The following is a 24,484-nucleotide window of genomic DNA, read 5'->3' as shown; positions in this document are numbered from 1 at the left end:
ACCGACTGGGCAAAGCCCGCACCGGGTCGCGCCTCGCCCGAAAACAATTCTTCGCCGCTTCTCGCCATAGGTACATTGAGGCGCAGTTCACCCTCGGCAGAAGCCGTTCGCGATCGTTGGCCACCCCCTTTTTGATGTTTGAGGTGTGTCACCGGAATCGTCGCTGGTGTCGCTGATTGCTGAAAACCTTGCACGTTATGAAAGGTATTCAGTACAATTTCGAGTGCCACCGTGGACACCGGCGGCCTGTGGCGAAAGGACAGAGCGTTGGGCGCAACCGTGGTCGGCCGTCTTGGGGACGTGCCCGCAGCTCAGCATGGCTATTTCACCCGTGCTCAGGCGGCAGAGGTCGGCGTGCCCGACTGCGACCTCACCCGCTCGGTGCAGCGCGGGCTGATTGAGCGGGTCGGCCACGGCGTGTACCGGGTGGCTGGTGCGGGGCACGACCCGCTCGCGGACCTGCGTATCGCATGGCTGCGTCTGGACCCCGCCCGCGGCCCTCGCGAGCGGGTGATGCAGCCCACGGTGTGGGTCACGCTTGGGTCCGCGGCCCGGGTTCACGGCTTGGGGGTGTTTGCCGGCGCCGGCCACACGTTCGCGTCAGCGCGGCGCATCCAGACCGGCGGGCTTGTGGCGGTGCATCGCCGCGTGGGCGGCGTGCCGCGAGCGGACTGGGAGGTCAAGGACGGGTTCGCGGTGACCACCGTGGCCCGCACAGCCGTTGACCTGCTTGCTGCGCGCACCGACGGCGGCCACATCGGCCGGTTCCTTGACGACGCGCTCCGCGTCGGCGCTGTCACCAAGGACCAACTCGCCCACCGCCTCGCCGTCAGCCACGACGACATCGAAGCGCTGATAGCCCAAGCTGCCCAGCACCCGGCTCCGGCGCTTCATGGCTGACCCGGCCGTCGGCGACACTCCAGCCCAGCGCTATCGCACACCCGAGGCATTCCGCCAAGCCCTCGCCGCTCGAATTGCCGACTGCGCCGCCGAGGGCGGCATCGCAGCGAGCGAGATACGGCGCCACTTCACATACGACCGACTGCTCTCGCGACTGTTCATCGCAGACGACGAATGTGTGCAACCACGGCCAAGTGGTGGCCGAAACCGCCCGCGAAGCGGTCTTCGGCGACAGTTCTGCAAGTTTCCTGCGATAATGCACCTGTGAATAGCAGTGACACTGCGTCTCAGCCGTCTGTTCTCCTGAGTTTTCGCGCGGTGAACGCGCGGTCGTTCAGGGACGAGTTCGAATTCTCGATGCTTGCTACCCGTATGTCGGAGCGTGGAGTCGTTCGGCCTGTCGAGTGGCGGGAGGGCGGTGCGTCGGTCGACGTGCTGCCTGCTGCTGGGGTGTTCGGTGCCAACGGATCGGGCAAGAGCAACCTGCTCAAGGCGATGGACGACATGCGCAGCTGCGTGCTGCACTCGTTTCGGCGCGGCGATCCCGGGGGCCGCATACCCCGTCGACCGTTCGTCCTGGACCGGGCCCGGCGCGCCGAGCCGTCGGAGTACGAGGTCGACCTTGTACTCGACGGGGTGCGGCACCGGTACGGCTTCAGCATCGACGACGACCGGGTGCTCGACGAGTGGGCATTCCACTATCCCAAGGGACGGCCGGCTCTCCTGTTCCGGCGCACGAACGAGCAGGTCGACGCCGGCAGTGTGGAACGCCAGAAGACTCGGGCGGTCCAAGAGCTCGTACGGCCGAACGCGCTGTTCCTGTCCGCCGCGGCTTCTGCCAATCACGCCGCGCTGCTTCCGCTGTACCAGTGGTTCAGTCGCAATCTCGTGCTTGCCGAGGCCGACTCGCGCCCGTTCCGGCAAGCGCTCACGACCGAGATGCTGAGCGACGGGGCGCACCGGGAACGCGTGCTGGCGCTGCTGCAGGCGGCGGACCTCGGCGTGACGGGCACACGCAAGCAAGAGCCCGATCCGGTCATGCACGAGCGCCTGCGGCGAGCGATCCGCATCCTGGAGGGCACCGACGGTGACCCCGACAGCGACGACGGGCCGGCGTTCGAGGAGCTCGGCGTCCGGCTCACCCATCGTGGCGCCGATGGCGAGGAGGTCGACCTCGATGCCGAAGACGAGTCTCTCGGCACCCGTGTTTGGTTCGGCCTCATCGGCCCGGTGGTGCAGGCCCTCGAGTCGGGGTCGGTGTTCCTTGCCGACGAGCTGGACGCCAGCCTCCATCCGGCGCTGGTAACCGCGCTGGTGCGTCTGTTTCAGGACCCCAGCACCAATCCGCGGCGAGCGCAGTTGATCTTCAACTCGCACGACGCCACGCTGCTGGGCGACGCCGCCGGCGACCGGCTGCTCGGAAGGGACCAGATCTGGTTCGCCGAGAAGCGCAGCGACGGCGGCACACGCCTGTACCCGCTTGTCGATCTTGAGCCGCGCAAGCAAGAAGCGATCGGCAAGCGCTATCTCGCGGGCAGGTACGGGGCGACGCCGGTCCTGTCGCATGGGGAGTTCGCATCGGCGGTCGCACTTGAGGCGACAGGCAACCGTTGAGAAAAGCTGCTTCTGGACGGCCCCAGTTGAATCCCAATTGGAGCGTGTGGTCGCTCATCGAAGCGATACGCGTGCAGGACGACAAAGGGAGGAGCGGCCCGAATGCGGCTCCTCCCGGCCTTGACACCCTTGCGTGTTGCGACCGGGGTTCTCGGCCGGCAAACGGTTTCTTCGAGGTGTCGTCACCGGCAGACTGCGCACGGAAGTGTCTGATCGGCCGGCGGGGGACCTGACGTGAGCACCGTGCGCCACAGTGATGATGCGCCCACCGGGGCGCTGCTGTTGGACAGCCTCGACGAGGCACTGCGCTCGTTGACGGTGCGCTACGCCGGGGAACGTTTGGCATCGCTGCTGGACCGGTTGGCCGCGCTCGGGTTCTCATGGCGGGACATCGCCCGTGTCGCCGGTGTCTCGGTGCCTGAGCTGCGCAAGTGGCGAAGAGGCGAGTGGGCTACGAGTGCTGGCCGCCAGCGTGTCGCCCGATTCGTGGCGTTGTGTGAGGTCGCAGCAGAGCGCTGCCACATCGCCGACATCGCGGCTTGGCTCGAAAGGCCGCTGCACCCCGAAGCGCCGCTCACCGGGCTCGACCTTGTAGAGGCTGAGCGTCTTGATCTCGTTCTCGCGCTGGCTCGGGACCGGCCCGGCGGCCCCGAACAGGTCTTGGACGAATTCGATCCCGACTGGCGCGCCTGGCACCGCTCCGACGTAGAGGTCTTCACGGCAGCCGACGGCAAGCCGGGCCTGCGACTCGCTGGTGCCGACCGCTGGGCCGCCTCACTTGTCGACCGAAGCGCTTGAAGCTTCGGGCTGCCTGAGATTCACGATTTCGGTGCCGCCTTTCGCTGCTGCTTCGAAGTCGAGTCGCTAGCTTTCGTCGTGATCGCCGCTGCCGGGGGAAGGTCACGCCGATGCCTCGACGCAAGCGCCGGCACGATGCCGATGATCGGCCGAAGCGGCAGCGCCGTGGCGAGTTGGCGCTGGGGTACAGACCGAGGGCATCGATTAGGCCTGAGGACGTCCCGCCGGGCGCCTTCGAGCCACCCTTGCTGGCGAGCGGGGAGGCCCCGCCTGAGCGCCGCGGCACTCCCCGCGATGCGTTCGTGTACTGGCAAGACTTGTCACCCGCTGCAGACGGTGTTGCGCCAGCCGACCGGTTCTGACGACGGAGAATCTGAACGCATGCAAAAAAAGCGCGGCCAAGCGGGGGCCTTGAGGAGACCGGGCTCGGGTTGGTACCACAGCGTGGTACAGTTAGTGCATTCCTCCCCGCCTGGCCGGCTCTGCCGGGCATGGCGGGGTTATCTTTTGCCCCCATGTCCGAGCGGGTAGCGACTACGCGCATCGCAGTGTTCTTGGACTACCAGAACAGTTGGCACCGAACCCGCGAACTGTTCGGATCGCCGAGCGCCCCGCCCACGATGGGCCATGTCCATCCTCGCCGTCTCGGGGAGCGGTTGTGCGACCTCGGGCGCAGGATCGATCCCGCACGGAGTCTCAGCGAGGTCCGCGTGTACCGCGGTCAGCCTGGATTGCGGAGTCATCACAAGCTGAGACTGGCGTTCGATCGCCAGACCGCTCGTTGGGCGGCGCTTGACGATGTGAGCGTTCACACACGTCCATTGCGCTACTCGCCCGCAGAACGCTCGCGTGAGGGCAGGGTCGTGCGCTGGCGCGGTGAGGAGAAGGGTGTCGACGTGCTGCTGGCGCTGCATCTAGCGCTCGGTGCCCGCGATGACCAGTACGACGTGGCCGTCGTTGTATCGGCCGATACAGATCTGCTCCCCGCCATCGAAGAAGCCGTCAGAATCGGAAAGAGGGTCGAGACCGCATCTTGGTGGAAAGCACCCCTGCCGCGCCGGGCGCTGCACATCCCTGGCCGTTCGCTGTGGAACCACTACCTAGACGCAGCTGATTTCGCCGCCGTGCGCGACGACACCGACTACCTGGCTCAACCCTGAACCCGCAACGAGCGTGGTCAGCCGGGTCAGGCCGGGACACCGGCGGCCATTCTCAGCTCGATCGGCTCGGAACGGATCTCCTGGGTGCTGAAGTTCCCGACCCCGCAGTGCGCGCTGCCTGCGGTGCGGGCCTCGCGGATGCTCGGGTAGATGCCGACGAGCTGACCGTCGTGCAGCACGGCGAACTGTCCGAGGTGGCTGGCTTCGAGTTCCGCGCGGATGGCTTCGAAGGCTGCGTAGTTCTTGAGCACGTCGGCTCGTTCCATGGTGGCCTCCGAGGCCGCGGCACCGAACTGCACGGTATCGACGTCGGCAGCAGCACGGCTGGACCGGAGCACATGGCAGGTCTCGTCCGTCAACTCGCGATCCTGTTGGTGCCAGTGGCCGTGAGCGTCGATGCGCCCGGGTCCGGGGCGACTGCGGCCGGCGATCAGTGCCCGCTGATCTGGAAGTCGAGCGCGCGGCGGATGTTCTCAAGCCGGGCGAGGTTCTGGTCGATTCGCCCGTTGTCGACGGCGAGTCCGTCGGCCTCGGCGCCCATGCGGCCATGGGCGATGAGATCGATCATCTCGACGACATCGTCGCGTGCCTGCGCTCCGCTGATGCCGGCGAAGTGGGCCCACTGATTGCGGGCACGTAACGAGTTGCGGAGTCTCTGGTCAGCCTCGCTCCCGAGCAGAGCCGACGCAGCCTTCCGCTCCTTCTGGAGGATCTTCAAGTGAACATAGGGATCGCTGGGAGAGACGCGGAACCGGTGGCTCCCAAGGATGCTGTACCGACTGCAGAGCTCCTCATGCCAGTTCTCGCCCCAGGCGGGGCGGAACCTGGGCTCATTCAGCAGACGCAGTGAGCCGCCGAGCAATTCGAGCGCTTTGCCGAGCAGGTCGCGGGCGCTGTCGTCGGGCGAGTCCGGCCAGTACGACTTGATGGTGTCGCGCAGCCTCGCCGGCACCAGCTTGCCGCCGTCGCCGATCCACACCTCGTGCGCGATGTCGCCCATCGGGTCGCCGCGACATCACCGGGCCGCGCCTCGCCCGAAAACCATTCTTTGCCGCTTACCGCCATGGGTACATTGAGGCGCAGTTCGGCACTGGTGAGCGCCGTTCGCGGCCGGGACTCGGAGCCAGATCAGATCGATGACCGCTTACGAGCCGCTCTCTGCACGCCTGAACGCCGCATTCGACGGCTGCTACGAGGCCCACCGCGCCTCGGCCCTGTCGGGCGTGCCGCAATCGACGGTGTACCTGTGGGCTCGCAACGGGCTGGTGACCCCGTCGGTGTCGCTCACCCGGGTGAAGCTGTGGTCCTACGCCGACCTGATGGCGCTGCGCATCGTCTATTGGCTGCGGCATCCGAAGTTCGAGATGGACGAGAGCGTTCCAGCGAGCCCGATGCAGCGTGTGCGCGAGGCCTTGGCCGAGTTGGAGCGGCTCGGCTTGGACATCTGGGACGACAGTGGCGGCCGGCTGACTTCGCCGCTGCGGGTTGATGCCTCCGGCAAGATCTGGGTTGACGTGGATGGCGTCCCGCATCAGTCGGGACAGGCGGCGATGCTCGAGTCGATGGATCTCTTGGGTCCGTTCGATGTCGCCGACCGCCGAGGGCCCGATCTCATCCGCCCGCGCCCGAACCTGCGCATCGTTCCGGGCCGGGTTTCGGGCGAGCCGCATCTGGCCGGCTCGCGCATCACGACCCTGTCTGCCGCCGCGCTCTACAAGAGCCTCGGCGACTATGAGGCGGTCGCCGGTCTCTACCCGGGCTTCGACACGGCAGCATTCAGGGACGCAGTCGAGCTTGAGAGCTCACTGGCTGCGTGATGCAGCTCCCGCTGGATCACAACTTCCCTGAACCGATCGTCAACGCCCTGAAGCCTTGGATGGGCTCGCTGGAACTGTTGCCCATTCGTCAGATCGATGACCGGTTGACCCATCTCGACGACCGGCCGTTGCTGATCGCTCTGCGCCAGCTCGGGTTTGAGGGACTGGTGACACTGAACTACCGCATGCTGCGGAATCCGAGTGAGCTGGCTGCTGTCATCAAGACTGGGCTCACGGTCTTCGCGATTGAAGGAGTCGGCCACGATCCGCTGCGCGCTACCGGTGCGCTGCTCCTCGACCTGCCGTCTGCGGTCAATGCCGTGGAGGCAGGGGCGACGGGAGTCTTCTGGATGAGACCGCGTGCGCCGCAACCGCAGGATCCTCGCGACCTGTTCGACGAGGCCGCAACACGGCGACACGAGGACCCCGATGCGCTCTACGCCAGCGTCGAAGTGTCCGATGCCGAAATGCAGACGCCCGTGTTGGCTGCCAGCTAGAAGGCGCCTTGACCGCCGGGTCGGCAGCACGACATCTGGGACCCGACCACTTCGCAATGGGCCGAAGGACCCCACGCCGGCACCACGTAGCGCCGCCGGCCAATCTCAGCGATGCCGCACAGGCCACCGCGGAGATCACTCCCAGTTCAATCACCTGAGGAATACGCTGAGCCCCTCGGAGGCGGGAGACGCGATGGCCAAGAACGGTGCGAAGGGCGGCGGCCGGCACGGTGCAGTAACGGGCCGCAGTCAATTCCAGAACCCGAAGAACGGAAACTGGACCAAGCGCGACACAGCCTCGGGCCGGTTCATGGCGATGAAGAAATCAGGCGGTCCGTTCAAGGGCGTGCGGCGCGAGCGCTAATCACCACAGCCGCTTCTTCACCCTTGAGGCCAGGAGGCGCTGAGTCGAAGGCGCTCAGCGCCGCACATGGGTCGGTCAATCGGAGACCCAGTATTCGGTCTCGATGCCGAAGCCGTCGGCGATGGGGCGGCGCGGACCTCGCCGGCGGTGGACCAGTGGCAGTGGCTGGTGAGGCTGATGAGAGCGTCGGGGCGCGGCTCCGAGCCAGGACTAGTCGTGTTGGGGCAGAATTCGTGGCGGCCAGTTGGTTTGTGATGTGACCGCGGGAGGTCGGCATTGGAGACGACTACCGCATACGCGCCTGCGTCGTCGCTGGGGTGGCTTGATCTTGACCGTGCGGCGAGCGAACGGGTTGGTGAGCTGCTGCGGGCGCTTGACGAGCCGGGCACGCTTGATGTGCTGGGCCTGGGCACCGTGCGGGATGCGTTCTCGGGGATGCTCAATCCCGGAACCTCGACCATTCAGACCAGGCTCCGCTACTTCCTTTTCATCCCTTGGATTTGCGCCAGGCTCGAAGCGGAGCGCGTGCCTCCAGCGGATTTCTCGCGCAGGCTACGCGACGACGAGGCACGGCTGATCGACTGCCTCCGTCATCTCGGGCACAACCAAGGCGTCATTGGCTACGCCGCCGGCCGGAACCTCAAACGCATGCCGAGTGATGCCTACTGGGGAGGCCTCTGGACCTGGGGCCTGCGTCAGCTCGATCTCAGCATCTTTGAGTACGGCCAGCGTGTAGCGGCGCTCGGGAGGACACGGCCCGAGCGAGACGACGACGGCAACGCGATGACGCGAAACGTTTCGATGTGGGCGTCGTTGCCACCGCCTCCGGACGACTTCTTGGAGGCAGAGATCACCTTCGACCTTGCCCAGGAGGAGGCGCAGGTGCTGGTGGACAACATCCGGCGGCACCACGAAGGCACGTTGTTGGCCGTGCTGTGTGCAACACCGGATGCAGCAGCCGGTGTCGATTACCCCTGGGAATTGCCGACGCACGGAATGCCGAGCCAGCTTGTCGAGACCCTCGGCCACGCCCGGAACTTCTCCGAGCTGACGGCTGGACCTCAGCACGTCTACAACATGCTGCTGGCGCGTCGGGCCCGAGAAGAGTTCGGCTGGAAAACGGGTGATCTCGAAGAGAGCGAGCTCGGCCGCTTGGAAGCGTGGTCCGAGCGGATCGGCAAGCGCCTCGACGTATTCCGCTCCTGGGCGGCAGAAATGCCGAGATTCTGGGCGCTCCTGGCTGAGCATCACATCAGCTACAGCGTCCAAGAATTCGTGAACGCCATCGTCACCCGTGCTGCGGAGGATCCCGAGGGATTCGCCGAGGATCGTGAGGTTCACAAACTCATCGGCAAGCGTGAGCTCCGCTTGAAATCGAAACGGGCACGGTTGGCACACCGATCCGCGCTAGAGAACTGGAACGGCCTTGGCGTCGGCGGCCAGTTCGACTACCGCTGGGGCATCACGAAGTCATTCCTGACCGACATCGCCGACGGACTGCGGGCAGGTAGCTGATGCTGCAGCCCACCAACCGCCTGACCCTCATCGACGCGATGCGTCCGCCAGCGGGCTTCCGCATCGAGTCGGCAATGGCCGTCACCTTCACGCTCGACCTTCGAGCACTGCTAGCCGCGCCGGCAGCATTCGCGCTCACCGGGCCCGACGGCACCGTCGCCGGCAGTGACCAACTTGAACCCATCGAGCTGCTGCACGCCCTGCGCTCCCACGCCGACAAGATCACCGTGTTCAGTCAGGTCGGCCACATCGCGCTGCCTCCATCTCGACGGGTATTCGCCTTCCTCGAAGGTGCGGTCGTTCCGGTGGATGGGCCGCTCGGCGGCATCGTGCATCCCAAGGTGTGGGTGCTGCGCTACGAGTCGCGTGAGGCACTGCTGGACGGCCAGAGCCACCAACAGCGCCTGCGGGTGCTCGTCGCCAGCAGGAACCTGACCTTCGACACCAGTTGGGACACCGTGCTCCGACTCGACGAGCATCCGGATGCGAGCGGTGTGCGGCTTGAACCGGTCGGGGAGCTATTCGAAGGCCTGATCGACGCCGCTGTCGGTCCCGTCGACGAGGTACACCGGCAGCGCGTCGACTCGCTTGCAGCAGCGCTGCGGACAGCAACGTTCGCGTTGCCCGATGGCGTGGACGACCTGCGAGTGCATGTGCTGGGCCTCGGCCGACCGGGTTTGTCGCCGACGGGCTCACCCTTGCCGCACGATGCTGAACGCTCGCTGGTCATCTCGCCGTTTGTGAGCGACGGGTTCTTCGAGTCAGTGCACCCGCACTCGATCGGCGAGTTGGTCGCCAGAGAGGAATCGCTCGATTCGCTGCAGAAAGGCGCCCTCGCCGATGTCGGCACCACGTACGCGTTTGACGACGGCAGCGCGGTCGATTTCGACGCTGCGGAGGATGAGTTGTCGCCGCACGATCCAGGCCGACCGCTTGTCGGCTTGCACGCCAAGGTCTTTGCTTTCGAGCACGAGGGCCGGGCGCGTCTGTTTGTCGGCTCTGCAAATGCGACCTGGTCGGCATTCCACAGGAGCGTGGAGATCCTCGTCGAGTTGACCGGTTCGACAGCAGCGCTCGGCATCGACCGGCTGTGCGACGGCAACGACGACGAGCCCGGGCTGCGGAATTGGTTCATTTCGTATCAACCACCCGACCCGCCGATCGCGCAGCCTGACACTTCGGCACTCGACGCGGCGCGCCTCGCCATCGCACGGCTGCCGCTAGAGGGAATCGTCGAGCCGAGCGGCGACGAATGGGCCGTCACTTACCGGTCAGAGGAATCGCTGCCGACTCTGGACGACGTGACCGTCCACTGTTGGCCGCTTGCATCACCAGGGAATCGACGGCCGGTTGCCGGGGGCAGCGCTTTCGAGGAGCGCTTCGAGACCAGCCTTGAAGCACTCAGCGGCTTTCTGGCCTTCGAGCTTGCTCACTGCGATGGCGTCAAGACCGAATTCGTGGTTCCCGTCACGTTGACCGGCGTGCCGGAGCACCGTGACCGGTTCCTGCTGCGCACGCTGGTCGGGAACGCGGAGCGTTTCTTGCGGTACCTGCTGGCGCTGCTCGACGAAGACTCGGGTCACATGGAACTGCTGGACGCCGTCGAGCGAGCCAGCGCCGACGCCGCGGGTGACGGGCAAGGCTTCCTCAACCTTCCAGTGTTGGAGAAGCTGCTGCGAACCATGCGCCGAGACCCGGCGAAGCTGGCAAGCCTCCACCCCCTCGTGTCAGACCTCGCGGCCGACGATGCGCTGCCGCCGGGCTTCGCCGAACTCTGGAATGCGATCTTCGATGCAGCGATCGCCGGAGCCGCCGACAAGGCAACAGTCCGATGACCGGCAGTCACGTCGACGTCGAAGCAGTCCTCGGCGACCTGAAGGACTTCCAGCAGCGGACTGCTCGTTGGACCTTCCGGCGGATGTTCGACGAGCACGATCCCGCCTACCGGTTCTTGGTTGCCGACGAAGTCGGTCTTGGCAAGACCCACATCGCCAAGGGCGTGATCGCACAGGTCATCGAGCATCTCGGCAGCATCGACGACCCACGCCACGACATCGTCTACGTCTGCTCGAACGCGGCCATCGCCCGCCAGAACCTTCGCAAGCTCGTCCCCAAGGGCATCGAGCCGCTCGAAGACGTCGGCCGGCTCGCCATGCTCCCGCTCACTGCCCTGAACGAGGGCAACAGCAGGCAACCAGGCATCAACCTCATAGCGATAACGCCCGGCACGTCGCTGAAATTCGGTCGCAGCACCGGCCAGTTCAGAGAACGCTGCTTGGCGTACACATTTCTGCGGGAGCACTGGGGAGCCGAGGTCATGACCGCGCCGGCTCGAAGGATCTTCTGGGAGGGCATCACAGCCGGAAACCCCGATGGGCGCCTGCGCTCGTGGGAGCGTTGGTACCGGCCGAAGATCACCGGTTCGCTCAAGGCCTTCGCCGAAGAGCTTGCAGAGGTCGACAAATCACGCCGTCGCCACGGCAAACCCACGCTGCGCACGCTCTTCGACCGGCTGGTCGAGGGGTTGAAGTGGAAGCGGGCGTTCCCCGACGAACTGTGGGACGACCGCAGGGTGCTGATCGGCGAGGTTCGGCGCATCTTGGCGATCGTCGGCATCGCAGCGCTCGAGCCCGATCTCGTCGTGCTGGACGAGTTCCAGCGCTTCAAGGACCTGCTGCGACCCGATCCGGACAACTTCGCCGCCGAGCTGGCGCACCGATTGTTCGACTACAAGGACAGCGCCACCGGTCGCCTGACGCGGACGCTGCTCCTGTCGGCCACTCCGTACCGCATGTACACGACGGCCGACGAGATCGACAGCGACCACTACGCGGACTTTCTCGACACGTGCCGGTTCCTGATCCAAGACGAGGAGCGAGTCGACCGGCTGAGGCACCGCTTCGCCGGCCTTCGGTCTGCACTCACATCGGCCGAGTCGCTCCCGAGCGCCGAAGCGATCTGCACCGACATCAGCTCAGACCTCCGCAAGGTGATGGCGCGGACCGAACGACTCGCAGCCACGCCGAGCCGTGACGGGATGCTCGCCGAGCATGAGACTCAGGTGACGGTGGCGCCCGACGACCTGCGTGCGTATCTGCGCATCGGCAATCTCGCGGAGACGGTCGAGCATCACGAGCCAACCGAGTACTGGAAGTCGGGCCCGTATCTCGTCAACTTCATGGAGCAGTACAAGCTGAAAGAAGCCGTCCGGCAAGCCGCAGCCGACGGCCGGCTCGCCGACGAGGACCGGCTCGACCCTGGTCCCGGCTTGTTGAGCTGGGAGGACGTCGAGGCGTACCAACGCATCGATCCCCAGAACGGCCGGCTGCGGTGGCTGCTCGAGGACCTAGAGCAGCGCCGAGCGTTCGAGATGCTGTGGGTGCCGCCGTCGCTGCGCTACTACGACACCGGTTCGGTGTACGAATCGCCCGAGGCAGACGGCTTTACGAAACGGCTGATCTTCTCGGGCTGGGCCGTGGTGCCGAAGGTCGTGTCGTCGCTCGTCAGCCTGGAGGCCGAGCGGCACGCATTCGCCGATCGCAACCACAACTACAGCGCCGACTACCGCCGGCGGGGAGGACAGCGCCTCAGTTTCCGTACCAGTGAGCGCACGACGAGCGAGACACGTGCAGGGGAGGCCAGGGGTGCCCGACGGGCCGCGGCGATGACGTCGTTTCTGCTTGTGTGGCCCAGCCCGAGCCTTGCCGAACTGGGTGATCCCCGGCTGCGGGCCCAAGGCGGGCGACGCCATGTCTCGGAGTTGCTTGCAGAGGTGACGGCGCAGCTGGCCGATGCCATAGCGCCGCTGATTGAGCCCGCACCGGCGGAAGGCGTAGTCGATCGACGTTGGTACTGGGCCGCGCCGTTGTTCCTCGACCGGGAGCGGCACCCTGTGACGGTAGATCTGCTGCTCGCCGATAGCGCTGCCTGGTACGGGGATAGCGCTGACGCGGGGAGCGAGTTCATCGCCCATCTCGCCGAGGCGCGTGCGATGCACAGCCATGGCCCGTCGGTGCTCGGTCGCCCACCCGATGATCTCGCAGAAGTGCTGGCCGAAGTCGCGGTCGGCGGGCCGGCGCAGTGTGCATTGCGGGCGGTCAGCTCGACCGTCGGCCTCCCGATCTCGCATGAGTGGACGGTGCTGAATGCTGCCTGGATCGCTGAGGCGTTCCGGCACTTCTTCAACGCACCCGAGATCACTGGCGTCATCGTTGGCGGGCGGTCCGGAGATGCCGACGGTGAGGCCGGTGTCGAGCGGTACTGGCGCGATGTCGTGCGGCATTCGATTGACGGCAATCTCCAGGCGGTGCTCGATGAGCATTGCCACGTGCTGCGCGATTGGCTCGGCCACCTGAGCCTTGGCGATGACGATCAGCGCACGGCAGCAGCCGACGACATCGGCTACAAGGTGGAAGAGGCGCTCGACCTTCGGACCTCGCTGTTCCGCGTCGACATTCCCCGCCGAGCGCCAAACGGCCAAGAGTTCGTATTGGACGAACACCGCCTGCGAACGAGATTCGCCGTCGCCTTCGGCAACCAGACACTCGATGAGGGTGGAGAAGCTCGCATCGAGGCCGTTTCGAGGGCGTTCAATTCCCCGTTCTGGCCGTTCGTGCTCACGTCCACATCGGTCGGGCAAGAGGGCCTCGACTTCCACCTGTGGTGTCACGCAGTCGTCCACTGGAACCTGCCGACCAATCCGGTCGACCTAGAGCAGCGCGAGGGGCGCGTGCACCGATACAAGGGTCACGCCGTGCGCCGGAACCTCGCCGCAACCCATGGGCCGGACCTGCTCGCGAACGGCGCGGCGCCCAACGGCGACCTGTGGGACGAGCTCTTCGACACCGCTGTGGAGGAGAGCCAGGGCGCCGACGGGGCAATCGTGCCCTACTGGGTCTTCAACGACGGCCCGGCGAAGATCCAGCGCCACGTGCCCGTGCTGCCGTTCAGCCGAGACGCAGCAGCCGTGTCACAGCTACGCAAGTCCCTCGCCGCGTACCGCCTCGCGTTCGGCCAACCCCGCCAAGAAGAACTGGTCGAGTTCCTCAGCGCCGACCGCTCCGGCGAGGAACTGCTGCAACTGACCGCCCGCCTGAGAATCGACCTCTCCCCGCCTGCCACGGCCGACGAGCGCTGGCAAAGTCTGCCGGCGCGCGCGCAGTCTGCCTAGCCGTCGCCCCATGCGCTGAACCACGTAGTAGCGACGCAAGCGTGCGTGTCCTGGAACTACCCGCGCTTCATCCGCCCTTTCCAGTATCCGCGTTCCGCGGCTCTCTCCATGCACACAATCGAGAGAACGAGGGAGATGCCGAATGTCCGATTCAGCACCGATCACCTGCAAGACCCGTGGATGCGTCAACTTCGCCGGTATCGATCACCACGGTCACCCGTACGACTATTGCGGTGTCTGTTAGCGGCTCTACTGGATGGAGCAGAAGCTCAACGACGTTCTCGGAATCCTCGTCACAAGCGTCAACAGTGGGCCCCGCAACCTCGACACGGTCGATGCCGAACTCAATGAGGTCCAGATTGCGGCGCTCGCTCGACTCGATGCACGCCGACATGACGCAGCCAGCGCGTAGGTGTTCTTCGATTACGGCTAGCTCGTCGTCGGTCGAGCGTCTCATCGTCACGCATTCGTGACCTCCGAGTGAAGGCGCGGTCCCTTCTCGCTCTCTTGCCTTGCCGATGGGGTCGCGAGCACGGTTGTCAGACGTTGCCGACGCTTGTCGGCGGTAGCCAGCGCAGATACGGTCCAGAACAAGTCGGGCAGTGGAGAGGGGGTGATTCCCCCTCGTTGAAACTGCCTTGGCTACGGGATCGGCCCCCCCATTACCTGGCGGTTTGGGAATTCGGGCCGGTCCCGTCAGCGTTTCGCTGGCCGGCGAGCGTGGGTGGCTCGGCCGCAGGCGCAAACCAACTTCGCTGACGTCTCGGTGTCGCCACCGGCCTCAGCGCCCGTGTGCCATGCCACAAGTACTGTGAGCCGCAGTGTCCCTCGATGTCCGTGAGCCTGAGCAAGGCCAGCTTCCGTTCGCGGAGAACCGCACGATCCGACTTGCCGGGCGGCAAGTGGAGGTGACCGAGGTCTTCTGGTCATACTGGCGACTGGCGGCGGAACGGCAGGCGATCTTCTTCAGCCGGGCCGCAGGTGAGCTTGGTCCGTGGACCAGCGATCGCGTCCTAGCGCGGCACAGGTTCACCAATGCGTATCGGGCTTCGGATCGCGTCAGTCAGTACCTGCTTCATCACGTGATTTACGACGAGGAGCGTGACGTACACGACACGATCCTGCGGGTCCTGCTGTTCAAGATCTTCAACCGGATCGACACCTGGGAACACTTGGTCGAGCGTGTCGGGCAGCCGACAGTGGCCGGCTTCAGCGCTGAGGAATACGCGCCGGCGATAGACGAGCTGCTTGACCGCCGCCGCCGGGTGTATTCGGCGGCGTACATCATGCCGGACCCACGGCTTGGCGCAGACCGCAAGCACCGCAACCACTTGTCCTTGCTGGAGATGCTGCTGCGGACCGGTGTGCTCGCCGACTTCGAGCGAGCTCATTCGCTGCGATCTTTGTATGAGCGGCTCTGTGAGGTGCCGTCGTTCGGCCCATTCCTCGCCTTTCAGTACGCCATCGACCTGAACTACTCGCCGCACTTCGACTTCGACGAGATGGAGTTCGTCGTCGCCGGTCCAGGAGCTGTTCGCGGCATCCGCAAGTGCTTCGCGGACGTGGGCGGCCTCAACGCGGCCAGCCTGATCGCGGCAATGGCCGACTCAGCCAGCGAGTTCTTCGAGATGACCCCGATGCCGACACCGTTTCGGGACCTGTGGGGCCGTCCACTTCAGCTCATCGACTGTCAGAACCTGTTCTGCGAGGTCGACAAGTACGCGCGGGTTGCTCACCCTGAGCACTCAGTGGACGGGCCTGGTCGGATCAAGCAGGTGTATAGGGCTGACCGCCGTCCCGTGGCGCTGGGCTACCCGCCCAAGTGGGGTTTGCCGTTTTCCGCGCAGGCCCCTTCCTGCCTCGGCGTCGCCGACTAGCGGCCGGCATCGCAAACCTGCTCGAGAGGCCTCCGCGGTCATCGGCTCGCCAAGCCCGTGACCTGCGGCTTCACGGATTCCGGCGACCGCTTTGTGCGACTGGTCAGCGGCTCCGTTGGCGGGCGTCACTGTGCCACGACTTCTAGGGCTTGACGCCTGATGTCGGATATTCTAACATTTGTGTCATGTCAGACGACATCGACACGGGGAGCATCGCCCCACCTCAACCCCGAACCGAAGCGGCGGCCGATGTCCGCAGGCTCACGGAGAGCGAGCTTGAGGTTCATGTGAATACGTTGCTCAAGAGCGTCGGCGAAGTTCCGAGCGGCCCCAGCGCGTGCGTGGCGAGTCTGGTGGCGGTCTGGGTGATCAGTCAGGTCGAAGAGGCATGCGGAGCAGGCCGCCTCGTCAACCCCCAGGACCTCACCAAAGACGACTTCGCCACGCCTGCGGCCCTGAGCCGAATGCTGCACCGGCAGATCCGTGAGCGGGTCCTGCCGCTTGTGGAGTCATGAGCGCTCTACTCGACCCGACCAAGACGTTGAGCGAAGCGTGGCTCCAGGCATTGACGCACACGGCTAACCAGCGGGGTGGACGCGACATTCACGTAGTGATGACGATCGCGAACCCCGGCGCGGAAGACGAGGCTGTCCGCGCGGCCCTCGACCAAGCCCTCGATGCAGCCGAAACGCCGGGTGTGGAAACTGTCGCGAACACCATCTTCCCTGCGGCGCTGTACCCCAGTCCCGGGTGCTCGTGGTCTCCTGATCCTGACGATCCATCCGGTGATGCCCTGGATGCGGCAGCGCAAGCGCTCTACGACCGCTACTTGAGCATGTTGCCCGTGCTGCGAAGGGTCCAGGCGAACAATCGAGGAACCTATTTCTCGCGAATGATCTCTTGGCCGGGCAAGGAACCTGGCGGAACGAATCAGCTAGACCTGAGAATCTCGCGCATTCGCGGCGAGTTCCGGGCGGGCCGTCGAACGAACAACACCCTCGACATCGACCTCGGTGCCGATGCGCTTGAATCCGAACCGCTGCGGGGAGTGCAGATCTATGCGCCCACGGACCAGCGGACGCGTGGCTTTCCCTGCTTGGTGCACGTCGATCTGACTCTCCACGAAGGCGCGCTGCACTGCACGGCGGTGTACCGCCACCACTACCTCGTCACCAAGGCATACGGGAACCTTGTCGGCCTCAGCCGACTGATGAACTTCTTGTGTGAGCAGACGGGTGCCACCTGCGGCGAACTGGTCGTCCACGCAACGATGGCCGACGCGGAACTCGGCCATCGCGCGCGGCCACGGGAGCTCGCGCTGTCGATCGGAGCGCTCCTGTGACTGGTGCCGACGCGATGAAGACAGCGCCGGCCGCGGTACTCGTCGCAGCGTTCGAAGCCTCAGCACTGGCCGAGGGCGATGGCATCGTCGGTGTTGGGCTCGATGTCGTGTCCGTACCGAAGATGAGCCGGCTCCTAGCCGCGGGCGGGTCGGCGTTTCTTGAGCGTGGCTGGACACAGCGTGAGCGCTCCGACGCCAACGATGACCCTGAGCGGCTTGCGGCAAGGTGGGCGGTCAAGGAAGCGGTGATGAAGTGCCTTGGCCTAGGGATCAGCGACCTCGACCCGCGAGACATCGAAGTCGACTCATCAGAATCGGGCGTACCGAGTGCTCGGCTGAGGGGCGCCGCTGCCGAGTGGTCCCGACGGCTTGGCATCTCGAAGATCCACGTCTCGGCCTCCCATGAGGGCGGCTGGGCTGCCGCAATCGCAGTGGTCGCGTCCGGGACGCGACAGCAACACCCTGAAACAGAAATCCATCGACAGGAGGGACCATGAGCACCGACACGCCCGAGTCCGAGGCCAGCGAGGAAATGGCGCTTGCGCAGAGACTGAGGGAAGCGCGCGAGTACATCGGTCTGCTGCAGGAGGATGTCGCCACAGCGCTCGACATCCCGAGAGCGAGCGTGTCGGCGCTTGAGTCGGGCAAACGTCGCGTGTCATCACTTGAGCTCCGGCGCCTCGGGCGTCTGTACCGCCGGCCGGTGGCCTGGCTGCTCGGCGAAGAAGGCGCCGAGCTCGACATGGATGCTCCTCTGTACCGAGCCACCGCGGCGCTGTCGGATCAAGACAAAGAACAAGTGCTGCGCTTCGCCGAATTCCTCGCCGGCGCGGGACGGCCCGGACCCGCCCGAGCCGAGCGAACGGAGTAATCCGTGGCCTCCGAATACTCGCGACGCCTCGCGGCAGCCAGCTCTGCGAGTCGGCTGCTGACCGAGGCCGGCGTGGATCAGACGCGCCAAGTGGACGTGTTCGGCCTGATCGAGAGCTTGGGACTCTGGCTCGCCTTCTTCCCGCTCGATGGACTCTTGGGGGCCTACCTGCCTGAGGGCGTCGGTGGCATCCTCGTCACTACTGAGCGCTCGACTCCGATCCAGCGCTACACGGCGGCTCACGAACTCGGCCACTGGCGGCTCGATGGCGGCCACGACGGCGCGCTCGATTCGGAGTCTGATGTGCTGGGGCGGACGGGCATCGAGCAGGAGACGCTCGCGCAGGTGTTTGCCGGAGCGCTGCTGATGCCGCCTCCGCTGGTCCACAGCATCCTGTCGCGGCGCAACGCGACAACACTCGGCCCGCTGGATGTCTATTCCGTCGCTCGTGAAGCGGGAGTCAGCTACGAGGCTTCGGCTAGGCAGTTGCATCACCTCGACCGGATCACACGGTACGAACTGCGAGAGTTGCTCAAGGTGCAGCCGCTGAAGTTGAAGCAGGCCATCGGTGCCGGGCGCAGGCCCGCCGAAGGCGACGCGGACGTATGGCCGGTCGACTTGGCATGGCATGGCCAGCGGCTCAGTGTCCGCACCGACGACGAGATCATCATTTCGTTGCCCGAGAACCGCAGTACCGGCTATCGATGGTCAATCGCTGACGCCGAGCGATACGCGCCACGATCTCCGGCACCGCCGCCTCCCTCCTTCGCCGACAGCAGCCTCCGAGGCTCGGCAGAGCTGGTGGCAGCGGCACGGCAAGCAACGCCGCGCAGCGCGCCACCGCATCAGGCCGTCCGACGGGCGCGTCAGCCGTTGCCGACGGCACAGCCGAAGCCGCTCACCATCGCCGGCGGACGTGCAGTCGTGGTTGGCGACGTGTACCTCGCGGACGATGCTTCTCAGGCGTTGACCAACGCTGCTATCCGGAGTCGCCGCTTGGCGAGACTTGGTGCCTCCCAGGCACAGGACGCCCTTGAGCATGTCCGCAACGAGAGGATCATCGCGGGCACGGCAGGCCGTCGGGTGCTGGGCATTCGGCTGAGCGAGCCTGGCGAGACGCAACTCCGGCTTGAGCTACGCAACGAGTACAGCGATGCCGACCCGGTCGAGGAGTATCTGCTCACCGCAACTGTCGAAGCGCGGCGAGAGGCATTCACCATTGACCAGCTCAGCGACGGCTCGGCGAGCGAAGCGCGAGATCGTCGACGTTCGACCGCCGCAGTGCCGACAGATGAAACCCGCTAGGCGATGGTTTCCTACGATGCGAGGCGCCAGCGCGGTTTGGCCCGGCCGCCGGTCGATCTGAGGCCGATGCTCGCACCGGCGCTCGACCAGGGAATCTGGCCCCTCTGCATCCCGATCGTCGTAACTGCCGCCCATGAAGCGTGTCGCGTCCAGCCGCCCGAGCCGCTTGCACCCGATGCCTTGTGGTCACGCTGCGTTGCTGACGGCACAGCGTCTCGCGAGGGCACAACACTCGAAGCCGTCAGCGACGCGCTTCGCGAAGACGGCCAGCCAACCCTCGTTGACTGGCCGTTCAACAACGCGATCAGCCACGAAGCTGACAGCATCCCTCCAGCGGCTCAGGTCTCCATCTGGCACCAGGCCGACTTGGCGCCGTTGCCTGTCGCCAACGACGGCGTCGAGGACGAGGTCGAGGACGCGCTCGCGGGTGGCTCCGTGGTTGCGTTGCTCATTGAAGTCACGACTGAGTTCGAACGGGCCGCACCCGATGGCGCCATCGCCGTGCCTCCGTTGACGGCACCGCAAGGTTCGTACCACGCCGTCCTAGTGGTCGGAGCGCGAACGCATGAACAGGCTCGGGTCCTGCTCGTCCGAAACAGTTGGGGACCTGGGTGGGGCGCGGGTGGCTACGGCTGGTTGCCTGTGGATTACCTCATCGCGTTCGGAGCGCGCGCCGGCGCGATTGACGTGTCGAGCCTCACCAGCACCGCGCAGCCGAACTCACGGAAGGCCGTCGCCTCATGACACACGATCCGCTCACCCTTGCTGAGTACCAGCGGCGATCCCGACAGACAGACCACTTCCCACAGCCCGACGATGAAGGTCACGACCCCCTGCTGGGCCCCCTGCTCGGTCTTGCGGGCGAAGTCGGAACTCTGCTCGCCGCCTACAAGAAGCGGTTGCGAGACGGGGCCGCGTACGAGCTGTTCCAGGACAATGTCGCTGAAGAACTCGGGGACATCTTGTGGTATTTGGCCAATGCAGCTGAGAAGGCTGGCCTCTCGCTCGACGAGGTAGCTGAGCGCAACCTGGCTAAGACCTCTGATCGATGGCCGGTGCAGGACGGCCATTCGCCGACGAACCGGAGGCCATCAGAGCAATTTGACGCCGATCTCCCGGAGCAACATCAGCTGCCTCGGACGTTCGAGGTGACGATTCGCCCGGTACCCGACGATGGGCCCGAGCCGATGATCGAGGTGATTTGGAAGAACCGGCGCGTCGCCAGCAGGCTCGGAGATAACACCTACGGCGACAGCGGCTACCGGTATCACGACGCTTTCCACTTGGCCAACGCCGCTGTTCTCGGCTGGTCACCGGTTGCCCGCGGCCAGATCTTCGGGCGTAAGCGTCCGAAGGGAACGATGGCCGATGCCGTCGAAGACGGTGGCCGGGCAATCGTGGTCGAAGAGGCGTTCGCTGCATTCATGTTCGAATACGCCCGCCAGCACAACGACCTCCAGGATGTACGACACCTCGACTACAACGCGCTCAGGACCTTTCGAATCTTCACAGCCGGCCTTGAGGTCGCGCAGCGCCACCTCTCGGAGGTCGAGGAGGCGGTGTTCCAAGGGTTCGCCGCATGGCGCGAACTACGCGCGAATGATGGCGGCGTCCTGCAAGGCGACCTCGCCGCCAGAAAGCTCACCTACGAACCGTTGGCGTAGAAGCAGCGCGACGTGCGCTCGCTGGTCTCGCCGTCGCGCTACGGCCCCCCTCGAGGTCGCCGAATGGAGCGCATGATCGCGTTCAGCAGCAGCACGCCGGGTATGGCGTCGTCTACCTGGGTGAGCTTGCCCAGCAAGCGCAACATGAACAGCAGGTCCTGCGCCGCTTGAGTCACGTAAGCCGTTGACGTGGCCAGTAGGGCCGGAAACACTGCCACTACCACCAGGATGAGCAGCAAACTGAAGTCGGCCTCTTCGAGGCTCGGTTCAACGATCTCGTGGAGGTCACCGTCATGGCTGATCGGGTCACGGTCCCGTGGACCCACGAGGTCAGCGGCCACATCGGCTCGGTTGGCGGCACGTGCGATGTGCTGAATGTCAGCGGCGAGTTCTCGCGACAGGCCGACCGACCGGGCCAAGCTTGCAGCTGACTCAGCCACAGCGGAGAGGTCGGGCCTCATGGACAGTTGGCGCATGATCTCGGACATCTGCCTATGTGGCAGCAATGCTGGATCAATTCGATAGGACTTGAGCGCATTGGTAATGCCGTCGAACTGACTGTGCAGTGCCCTTGCGAGTTTGTCCACGCCTAGGTCCACTGTTGCCCCGAGGGCCTTGAGTGAGTCGGCTTTGAGGCCGATGCCTGTGGGCGTCGATTGAGCGGGGAGGCCGATGCTGGTGGTGCCGAGCGCCTTCTGGATGTCGTAGTTGTGCTTGACGGCGGCTGCCAGTGTGGTCGCGGCGTCTGGTCGCATCGCCGCACTGGCCGCTGCGAGCGATTCCGTGTGGTGGCCGATGTCTGTGAACGTCGATTGATCGGGGACGCCGATGCTGGTGGTGCGGAGCGCCTTCTGGATGTCGTTGTTGTGCTTGACGGCGGCCTCCAGCGAGGTGGCCACGCTTGGTCCCATCGCTGCTCTTGCTGCTCCGAGCGATTCGGTGAGGTGGCTGATGTTCGCGAACGTTGAATGGGTGGCTGCGACGGCCGTGGCGCTGCCCAGCATCGTCTGCATGGCCTTGTTGTGTTCCGCAGCGATCGCCGCGATGCCGTCCCGCCACCGAACGGAGCCCTGCATCGCCGTCGCGATGCGTTCCGCTTCGAGGAGATGCGAGGCGACACTGGCCCCCGTCTCAAACATCTGTCGGCTGACCGCCTGATCTTGTTGACGTGCTTGATACGCCATCTGCCGGTGTGAGGCGCTGCAGTACTTGCTCGGTCGTCCAGGGCCGGCCGACTCCTTCAGGGGCCCTCCGCACCACTCGCACTGTTTGGATTTTGCCATTGATGAAATAATAGCTGTAGTCTCGAACGAGGAGGCAGCACTTCGGCCAGCTTCGCTCAGGTCCAGTTGGGGGCGTTGTCGCCGGGTGCCCATTGCTCCCATTCGGCTTCGTCGGGGAAGCCGCTGGGGGCCGCGGGCCCGTCGTAGAGCCATTGATCGCTGGGCGGTCCGGCGGCGCCGATGGCGAACCAATGCCCGGTGATCGTCCGACGGACTGCGTACCAACTCTGGCCGTCACGGCTGATGTGCATCACGACGCCGTTGGGCCTCGGCAGGCCGTACTTGTCGGACAGATCGTCGATGATGATCTCCAGGCCCTCGTAGTACCGGTTGCCTCGGTTCCTGTAGTGGCCCATCTGGCAGGTCGCCAACCAGCGAAGCGCTTGCATGGTCTCGGCATGCTCTCGTTGATCGAGCTGCTTGCCGGTTGAGTCTGTGCCGACGAGGCCGGCGTTGAGCTCGAGCCGCCGTTCTGCTGCGAGCTGAGCTTCGCGTTCCTCGCGTTGATCTTGCTTGATATCGCCGATCTCTCGCCAAGCGGCACGGAATCCGTCGGCGCGTCCAAGGCGCCAAGAATCGGTCCCTTGCAGCTCGCGCAGCGCACCGAGCCGTCCGGCACTGCGGATCATCACAGCCAGTCGCTGGGGGCGAATCGGCCGACCGTTTGCAGCGAATCGCATTCTGGCTCGAACGCCCTCATAGGCCGCGAACCAGGACAACGGATAGATGAGCAGCAGTGCGACCGGTGTCAGCCACAGCGGCAACAAGAACTCGCGGAGGAGCAGGACCCTGTCAATGTCCGACCAGTCGTCCACCAGCCGCCACGCTGCCCATCCGATCGCCGCCACACCGAAAATGCCCAAGTAGGTGTTTGCCATCTTCACGACACCGGCGTGTTCTGCGTCCTGCGAGCCAAACACGGCGAGGAGAGTGCACAGGGAGGCGAGCAACCCCGCGGGGATCTCGACCCAGAGGGGGAACGAGGCCAAGTTCGCGATGAATTCGAAGACGACGACGGCCGCGACGACCCGCTTGAGCGCTCCGACGAAGACGCCCTTTTCCTCGACGGCGCTGAACGCCTTGCCGAACAGGCCGATGCCCGAGATCAAGCACCAGACGACTGTCGCCTTCAACAGGGCGGTGTCCCAAAGCCACCAGCGGCTCGCCAATGCCACAGTGGCGGCGACGCAGCCCACGTAGCCGGCGAACAGGAGCGGTATCTTCGTGCTCACGAGCGTCGCGAACGCTGAGCGGCCAGCCTGAAGTATCTGCCCACCCGAACCGTCGCGGACAACGGCGACAATGGCCAGCATCACAAACGCCGCAAGCGTGACGAGAGACGCGATCTCGCGATTCGTCAGCAGCGCGTCGTCCACCCCGACGACTGTATGGGTGACATGCGCCGTCGGGTCCGATGGCGATACCTACCGGGACCGAGCAGTGGGTTCCTTAGGATTCTCAGCCGTAGCGACCAAGAAGCGAGCGGAGACATGCCTTCGACGACAGCTGCGTTCGACGCATTTGAGAGCCTGAGCATGTGTCCCGCATGCGAGCGCGCCAATACACAGGACTGGTACGGCCAGGTGAACATGACGGTCAGCCAGCTTCTCGACGGGCTGCCGCCGAGGCTTGAGATTGATACCGGCCGCAGCCGCGTCTGGCTCGCTCGTTGCAACAATCTGCACTGTGGGCAGTTGAGCTACTGGCTGCGAACTCGTGATCTCCAAGATGAATACCTGTGGTTGGACCCACGGTTTGTCGCCTTTCACTACGACTTGCGGCAGCCTCCAGATGAGGGCTTGAACGAAGACGAGGCGGATCTCTATCGGCAGGCCACAACGGTTGCTTCTGCGTCACCTCGTGCCGCGTGCGCGCTGCTCCGCGTGTTGCTGGAGATCTTTCTGCGGCGTGAGATCACGTCACGCGGCCACGACGTCGGCCGCAAGCGGTTGGTTGAGCTCATCGAGTTTGCCGTGGAGCATCTCAACCTGTCCGCGACATTGCGGAATGGGCTCAGCGCGATTCGTGTGCAGGGAAACCAGGCCGTGCACGACGCCTACGGCATCAGTCAGCCCGCGAACGAGGACACGGTCCATTGGCTCTTCGTTGCCATCGAAGACCTAGTCGACGATCTGTACGTCAAGCCACAAAAGTGGGTGCCGCTGACCGACACGAGCCCACCGGTGCCGGAAGAGGAGCCCTTCTAGCGCTTTGGGGCCCCGAATGGATCCCTGCATCGTCACCGGCGCATGTCGCGGCCGGTGAAACAGCCACAGTTGGGCGTCAGGCGATGGCCGCTTTCCCAGA

At 65.3% G+C, this 24,484-nt stretch carries 24 protein-coding genes; 19 read left to right on the top strand and 5 right to left on the bottom strand.

The window, feature by feature from the left end:
- Positions 1–267: 267 nt before the first annotated feature.
- The 4 genes from ACOGW9_RS06865 to ACOGW9_RS06850 all read left to right on the top strand — a co-directional run bounded on the left by ACOGW9_RS06865 (position 268) and on the right by ACOGW9_RS06850 (position 4,472).
- Positions 268–900, top strand: coding sequence for a type IV toxin-antitoxin system AbiEi family antitoxin domain-containing protein (locus ACOGW9_RS06865; RefSeq protein WP_419909660.1), 633 nt, complete (start codon positions 268–270; stop codon positions 898–900).
- A 318-nt stretch (positions 901–1,218) separates the two neighbouring features.
- Positions 1,219–2,514 (top strand): AAA family ATPase, encoded by a 1,296-nt coding sequence (locus tag ACOGW9_RS06860; protein ID WP_419909658.1) that lies wholly within the window; start codon positions 1,219–1,221, stop codon positions 2,512–2,514.
- Between the two features lie 234 nt (positions 2,515–2,748).
- A complete protein-coding gene (locus tag ACOGW9_RS06855) occupies positions 2,749–3,312 on the top strand; it encodes a hypothetical protein (RefSeq protein ID WP_419909656.1) in 564 nt (187 codons plus the stop codon).
- Positions 3,313–3,827: 515 nt separating this feature from the next.
- Positions 3,828–4,472, top strand: coding sequence for an NYN domain-containing protein (locus tag ACOGW9_RS06850; protein ID WP_419909654.1), 645 nt, complete (start codon positions 3,828–3,830; stop codon positions 4,470–4,472).
- 26 nt (positions 4,473–4,498) lie between these two features.
- Here ACOGW9_RS06850 and ACOGW9_RS06845 read toward each other — a convergent pair whose 3' ends face one another.
- Positions 4,499–4,831 (bottom strand): hypothetical protein, encoded by a 333-nt coding sequence (locus ACOGW9_RS06845; protein ID WP_419909652.1) that lies wholly within the window; start codon positions 4,829–4,831, stop codon positions 4,499–4,501.
- 71 nt (positions 4,832–4,902) lie between these two features.
- Positions 4,903–5,472: a Swt1 family HEPN domain-containing protein gene (locus ACOGW9_RS06840; protein ID WP_419909650.1), complete on the bottom strand. Its 570-nt coding sequence runs from the start codon at positions 5,470–5,472 to the stop codon at positions 4,903–4,905.
- Between the two features lie 136 nt (positions 5,473–5,608).
- On the opposite strand from ACOGW9_RS06840, the gene ACOGW9_RS06835 reads away from it, so the two are divergent.
- The 6 genes from ACOGW9_RS06835 to ACOGW9_RS06810 all read left to right on the top strand — a co-directional run bounded on the left by ACOGW9_RS06835 (position 5,609) and on the right by ACOGW9_RS06810 (position 13,835).
- Positions 5,609–6,289 carry a hypothetical protein gene (locus tag ACOGW9_RS06835; RefSeq protein WP_419909648.1) on the top strand — a complete coding sequence of 227 codons (681 nt, stop codon included), beginning with the start codon at positions 5,609–5,611 and terminating at the stop codon, positions 6,287–6,289.
- Complete coding sequence (locus ACOGW9_RS06830; RefSeq protein ID WP_419909646.1) at positions 6,289–6,786, top strand: hypothetical protein; 498 nt, start codon at positions 6,289–6,291, stop codon at positions 6,784–6,786. The genes ACOGW9_RS06835 and ACOGW9_RS06830 overlap by 1 nt, the downstream gene beginning before the upstream one ends.
- A gap of 193 nt (positions 6,787–6,979) precedes the next feature.
- Positions 6,980–7,150, top strand: coding sequence for a hypothetical protein (locus ACOGW9_RS06825; RefSeq protein ID WP_419909644.1), 171 nt, complete (start codon positions 6,980–6,982; stop codon positions 7,148–7,150).
- Between the two features lie 276 nt (positions 7,151–7,426).
- Positions 7,427–8,665 (top strand): DUF6361 family protein, encoded by a 1,239-nt coding sequence (locus ACOGW9_RS06820; RefSeq protein WP_419909642.1) that lies wholly within the window; start codon positions 7,427–7,429, stop codon positions 8,663–8,665.
- Positions 8,665–10,500: a phospholipase D family protein gene (locus tag ACOGW9_RS06815; protein WP_419909640.1), complete on the top strand. Its 1,836-nt coding sequence runs from the start codon at positions 8,665–8,667 to the stop codon at positions 10,498–10,500. Before ACOGW9_RS06820 ends, ACOGW9_RS06815 begins: the two co-directional genes overlap by 1 nt.
- On the top strand, positions 10,497–13,835 hold the full coding sequence (locus ACOGW9_RS06810; protein ID WP_419909638.1) for a DEAD/DEAH box helicase: 3,339 nt from the start codon (positions 10,497–10,499) through the stop codon (positions 13,833–13,835). Before ACOGW9_RS06815 ends, ACOGW9_RS06810 begins: the two co-directional genes overlap by 4 nt.
- A gap of 151 nt (positions 13,836–13,986) precedes the next feature.
- On the opposite strand, the gene ACOGW9_RS06805 is transcribed toward ACOGW9_RS06810, so the two are convergent.
- Entirely contained in the window at positions 13,987–14,292 is a 306-nt protein-coding gene (locus ACOGW9_RS06805; RefSeq protein WP_419909636.1) for a hypothetical protein, read from the bottom strand.
- 364 nt (positions 14,293–14,656) lie between these two features.
- Here ACOGW9_RS06805 and ACOGW9_RS06800 point away from each other — a divergent pair, with 364 nt between their 5' ends.
- The 8 genes from ACOGW9_RS06800 to ACOGW9_RS06765 all read left to right on the top strand — a co-directional run bounded on the left by ACOGW9_RS06800 (position 14,657) and on the right by ACOGW9_RS06765 (position 20,894).
- Positions 14,657–15,712 carry a nucleotide kinase domain-containing protein gene (locus tag ACOGW9_RS06800; RefSeq protein ID WP_419909634.1) on the top strand — a complete coding sequence of 352 codons (1,056 nt, stop codon included), beginning with the start codon at positions 14,657–14,659 and terminating at the stop codon, positions 15,710–15,712.
- 185 nt (positions 15,713–15,897) lie between these two features.
- Positions 15,898–16,227 carry a hypothetical protein gene (locus ACOGW9_RS06795; protein ID WP_419909632.1) on the top strand — a complete coding sequence of 110 codons (330 nt, stop codon included), beginning with the start codon at positions 15,898–15,900 and terminating at the stop codon, positions 16,225–16,227.
- Positions 16,224–17,054 carry a hypothetical protein gene (locus ACOGW9_RS06790; RefSeq protein WP_419909630.1) on the top strand — a complete coding sequence of 277 codons (831 nt, stop codon included), beginning with the start codon at positions 16,224–16,226 and terminating at the stop codon, positions 17,052–17,054. The genes ACOGW9_RS06795 and ACOGW9_RS06790 overlap by 4 nt, the downstream gene beginning before the upstream one ends.
- Positions 17,051–17,551: a holo-ACP synthase gene (gene acpS, locus ACOGW9_RS06785; protein WP_419909628.1), complete on the top strand. Its 501-nt coding sequence runs from the start codon at positions 17,051–17,053 to the stop codon at positions 17,549–17,551. Before ACOGW9_RS06790 ends, acpS begins: the two co-directional genes overlap by 4 nt.
- On the top strand, positions 17,548–17,925 hold the full coding sequence (locus ACOGW9_RS06780; RefSeq protein WP_419909626.1) for a helix-turn-helix domain-containing protein: 378 nt from the start codon (positions 17,548–17,550) through the stop codon (positions 17,923–17,925). Before acpS ends, ACOGW9_RS06780 begins: the two co-directional genes overlap by 4 nt.
- A 3-nt stretch (positions 17,926–17,928) precedes the next feature.
- Positions 17,929–19,230, top strand: coding sequence for an ImmA/IrrE family metallo-endopeptidase (locus tag ACOGW9_RS06775; RefSeq protein ID WP_419909624.1), 1,302 nt, complete (start codon positions 17,929–17,931; stop codon positions 19,228–19,230).
- Positions 19,231–19,233: 3 nt separating this feature from the next.
- Complete coding sequence (locus tag ACOGW9_RS06770) at positions 19,234–19,974, top strand: C1 family peptidase (protein ID WP_419909622.1); 741 nt, start codon at positions 19,234–19,236, stop codon at positions 19,972–19,974.
- Complete coding sequence (locus ACOGW9_RS06765) at positions 19,971–20,894, top strand: MazG nucleotide pyrophosphohydrolase domain-containing protein (protein ID WP_419909620.1); 924 nt, start codon at positions 19,971–19,973, stop codon at positions 20,892–20,894. The genes ACOGW9_RS06770 and ACOGW9_RS06765 overlap by 4 nt, the downstream gene beginning before the upstream one ends.
- Before the next feature lie 38 nt (positions 20,895–20,932).
- Here ACOGW9_RS06765 and ACOGW9_RS06760 read toward each other — a convergent pair whose 3' ends face one another.
- On the bottom strand, positions 20,933–22,033 hold the full coding sequence (locus ACOGW9_RS06760) for a hypothetical protein (RefSeq protein ID WP_419909618.1): 1,101 nt from the start codon (positions 22,031–22,033) through the stop codon (positions 20,933–20,935).
- A 200-nt stretch (positions 22,034–22,233) separates the two neighbouring features.
- Positions 22,234–23,553 carry a hypothetical protein gene (locus ACOGW9_RS06755; RefSeq protein WP_419909616.1) on the bottom strand — a complete coding sequence of 440 codons (1,320 nt, stop codon included), beginning with the start codon at positions 23,551–23,553 and terminating at the stop codon, positions 22,234–22,236.
- A gap of 213 nt (positions 23,554–23,766) precedes the next feature.
- Between ACOGW9_RS06755 and ACOGW9_RS06750 the strand changes: the two genes are divergently transcribed.
- Complete coding sequence (locus tag ACOGW9_RS06750; RefSeq protein WP_419910148.1) at positions 23,767–24,384, top strand: DUF4145 domain-containing protein; 618 nt, start codon at positions 23,767–23,769, stop codon at positions 24,382–24,384.
- Positions 24,385–24,484: the final 100 nt, after the last annotated feature.

It is taken from the genome of Candidatus Poriferisodalis sp. (assembly GCF_965203655.1).
GTDB lineage: Bacteria > Actinomycetota > Acidimicrobiia > Acidimicrobiales > Poriferisodalaceae > Poriferisodalis.
This window is presented reverse-complemented; position numbering and strand designations above follow the sequence as displayed.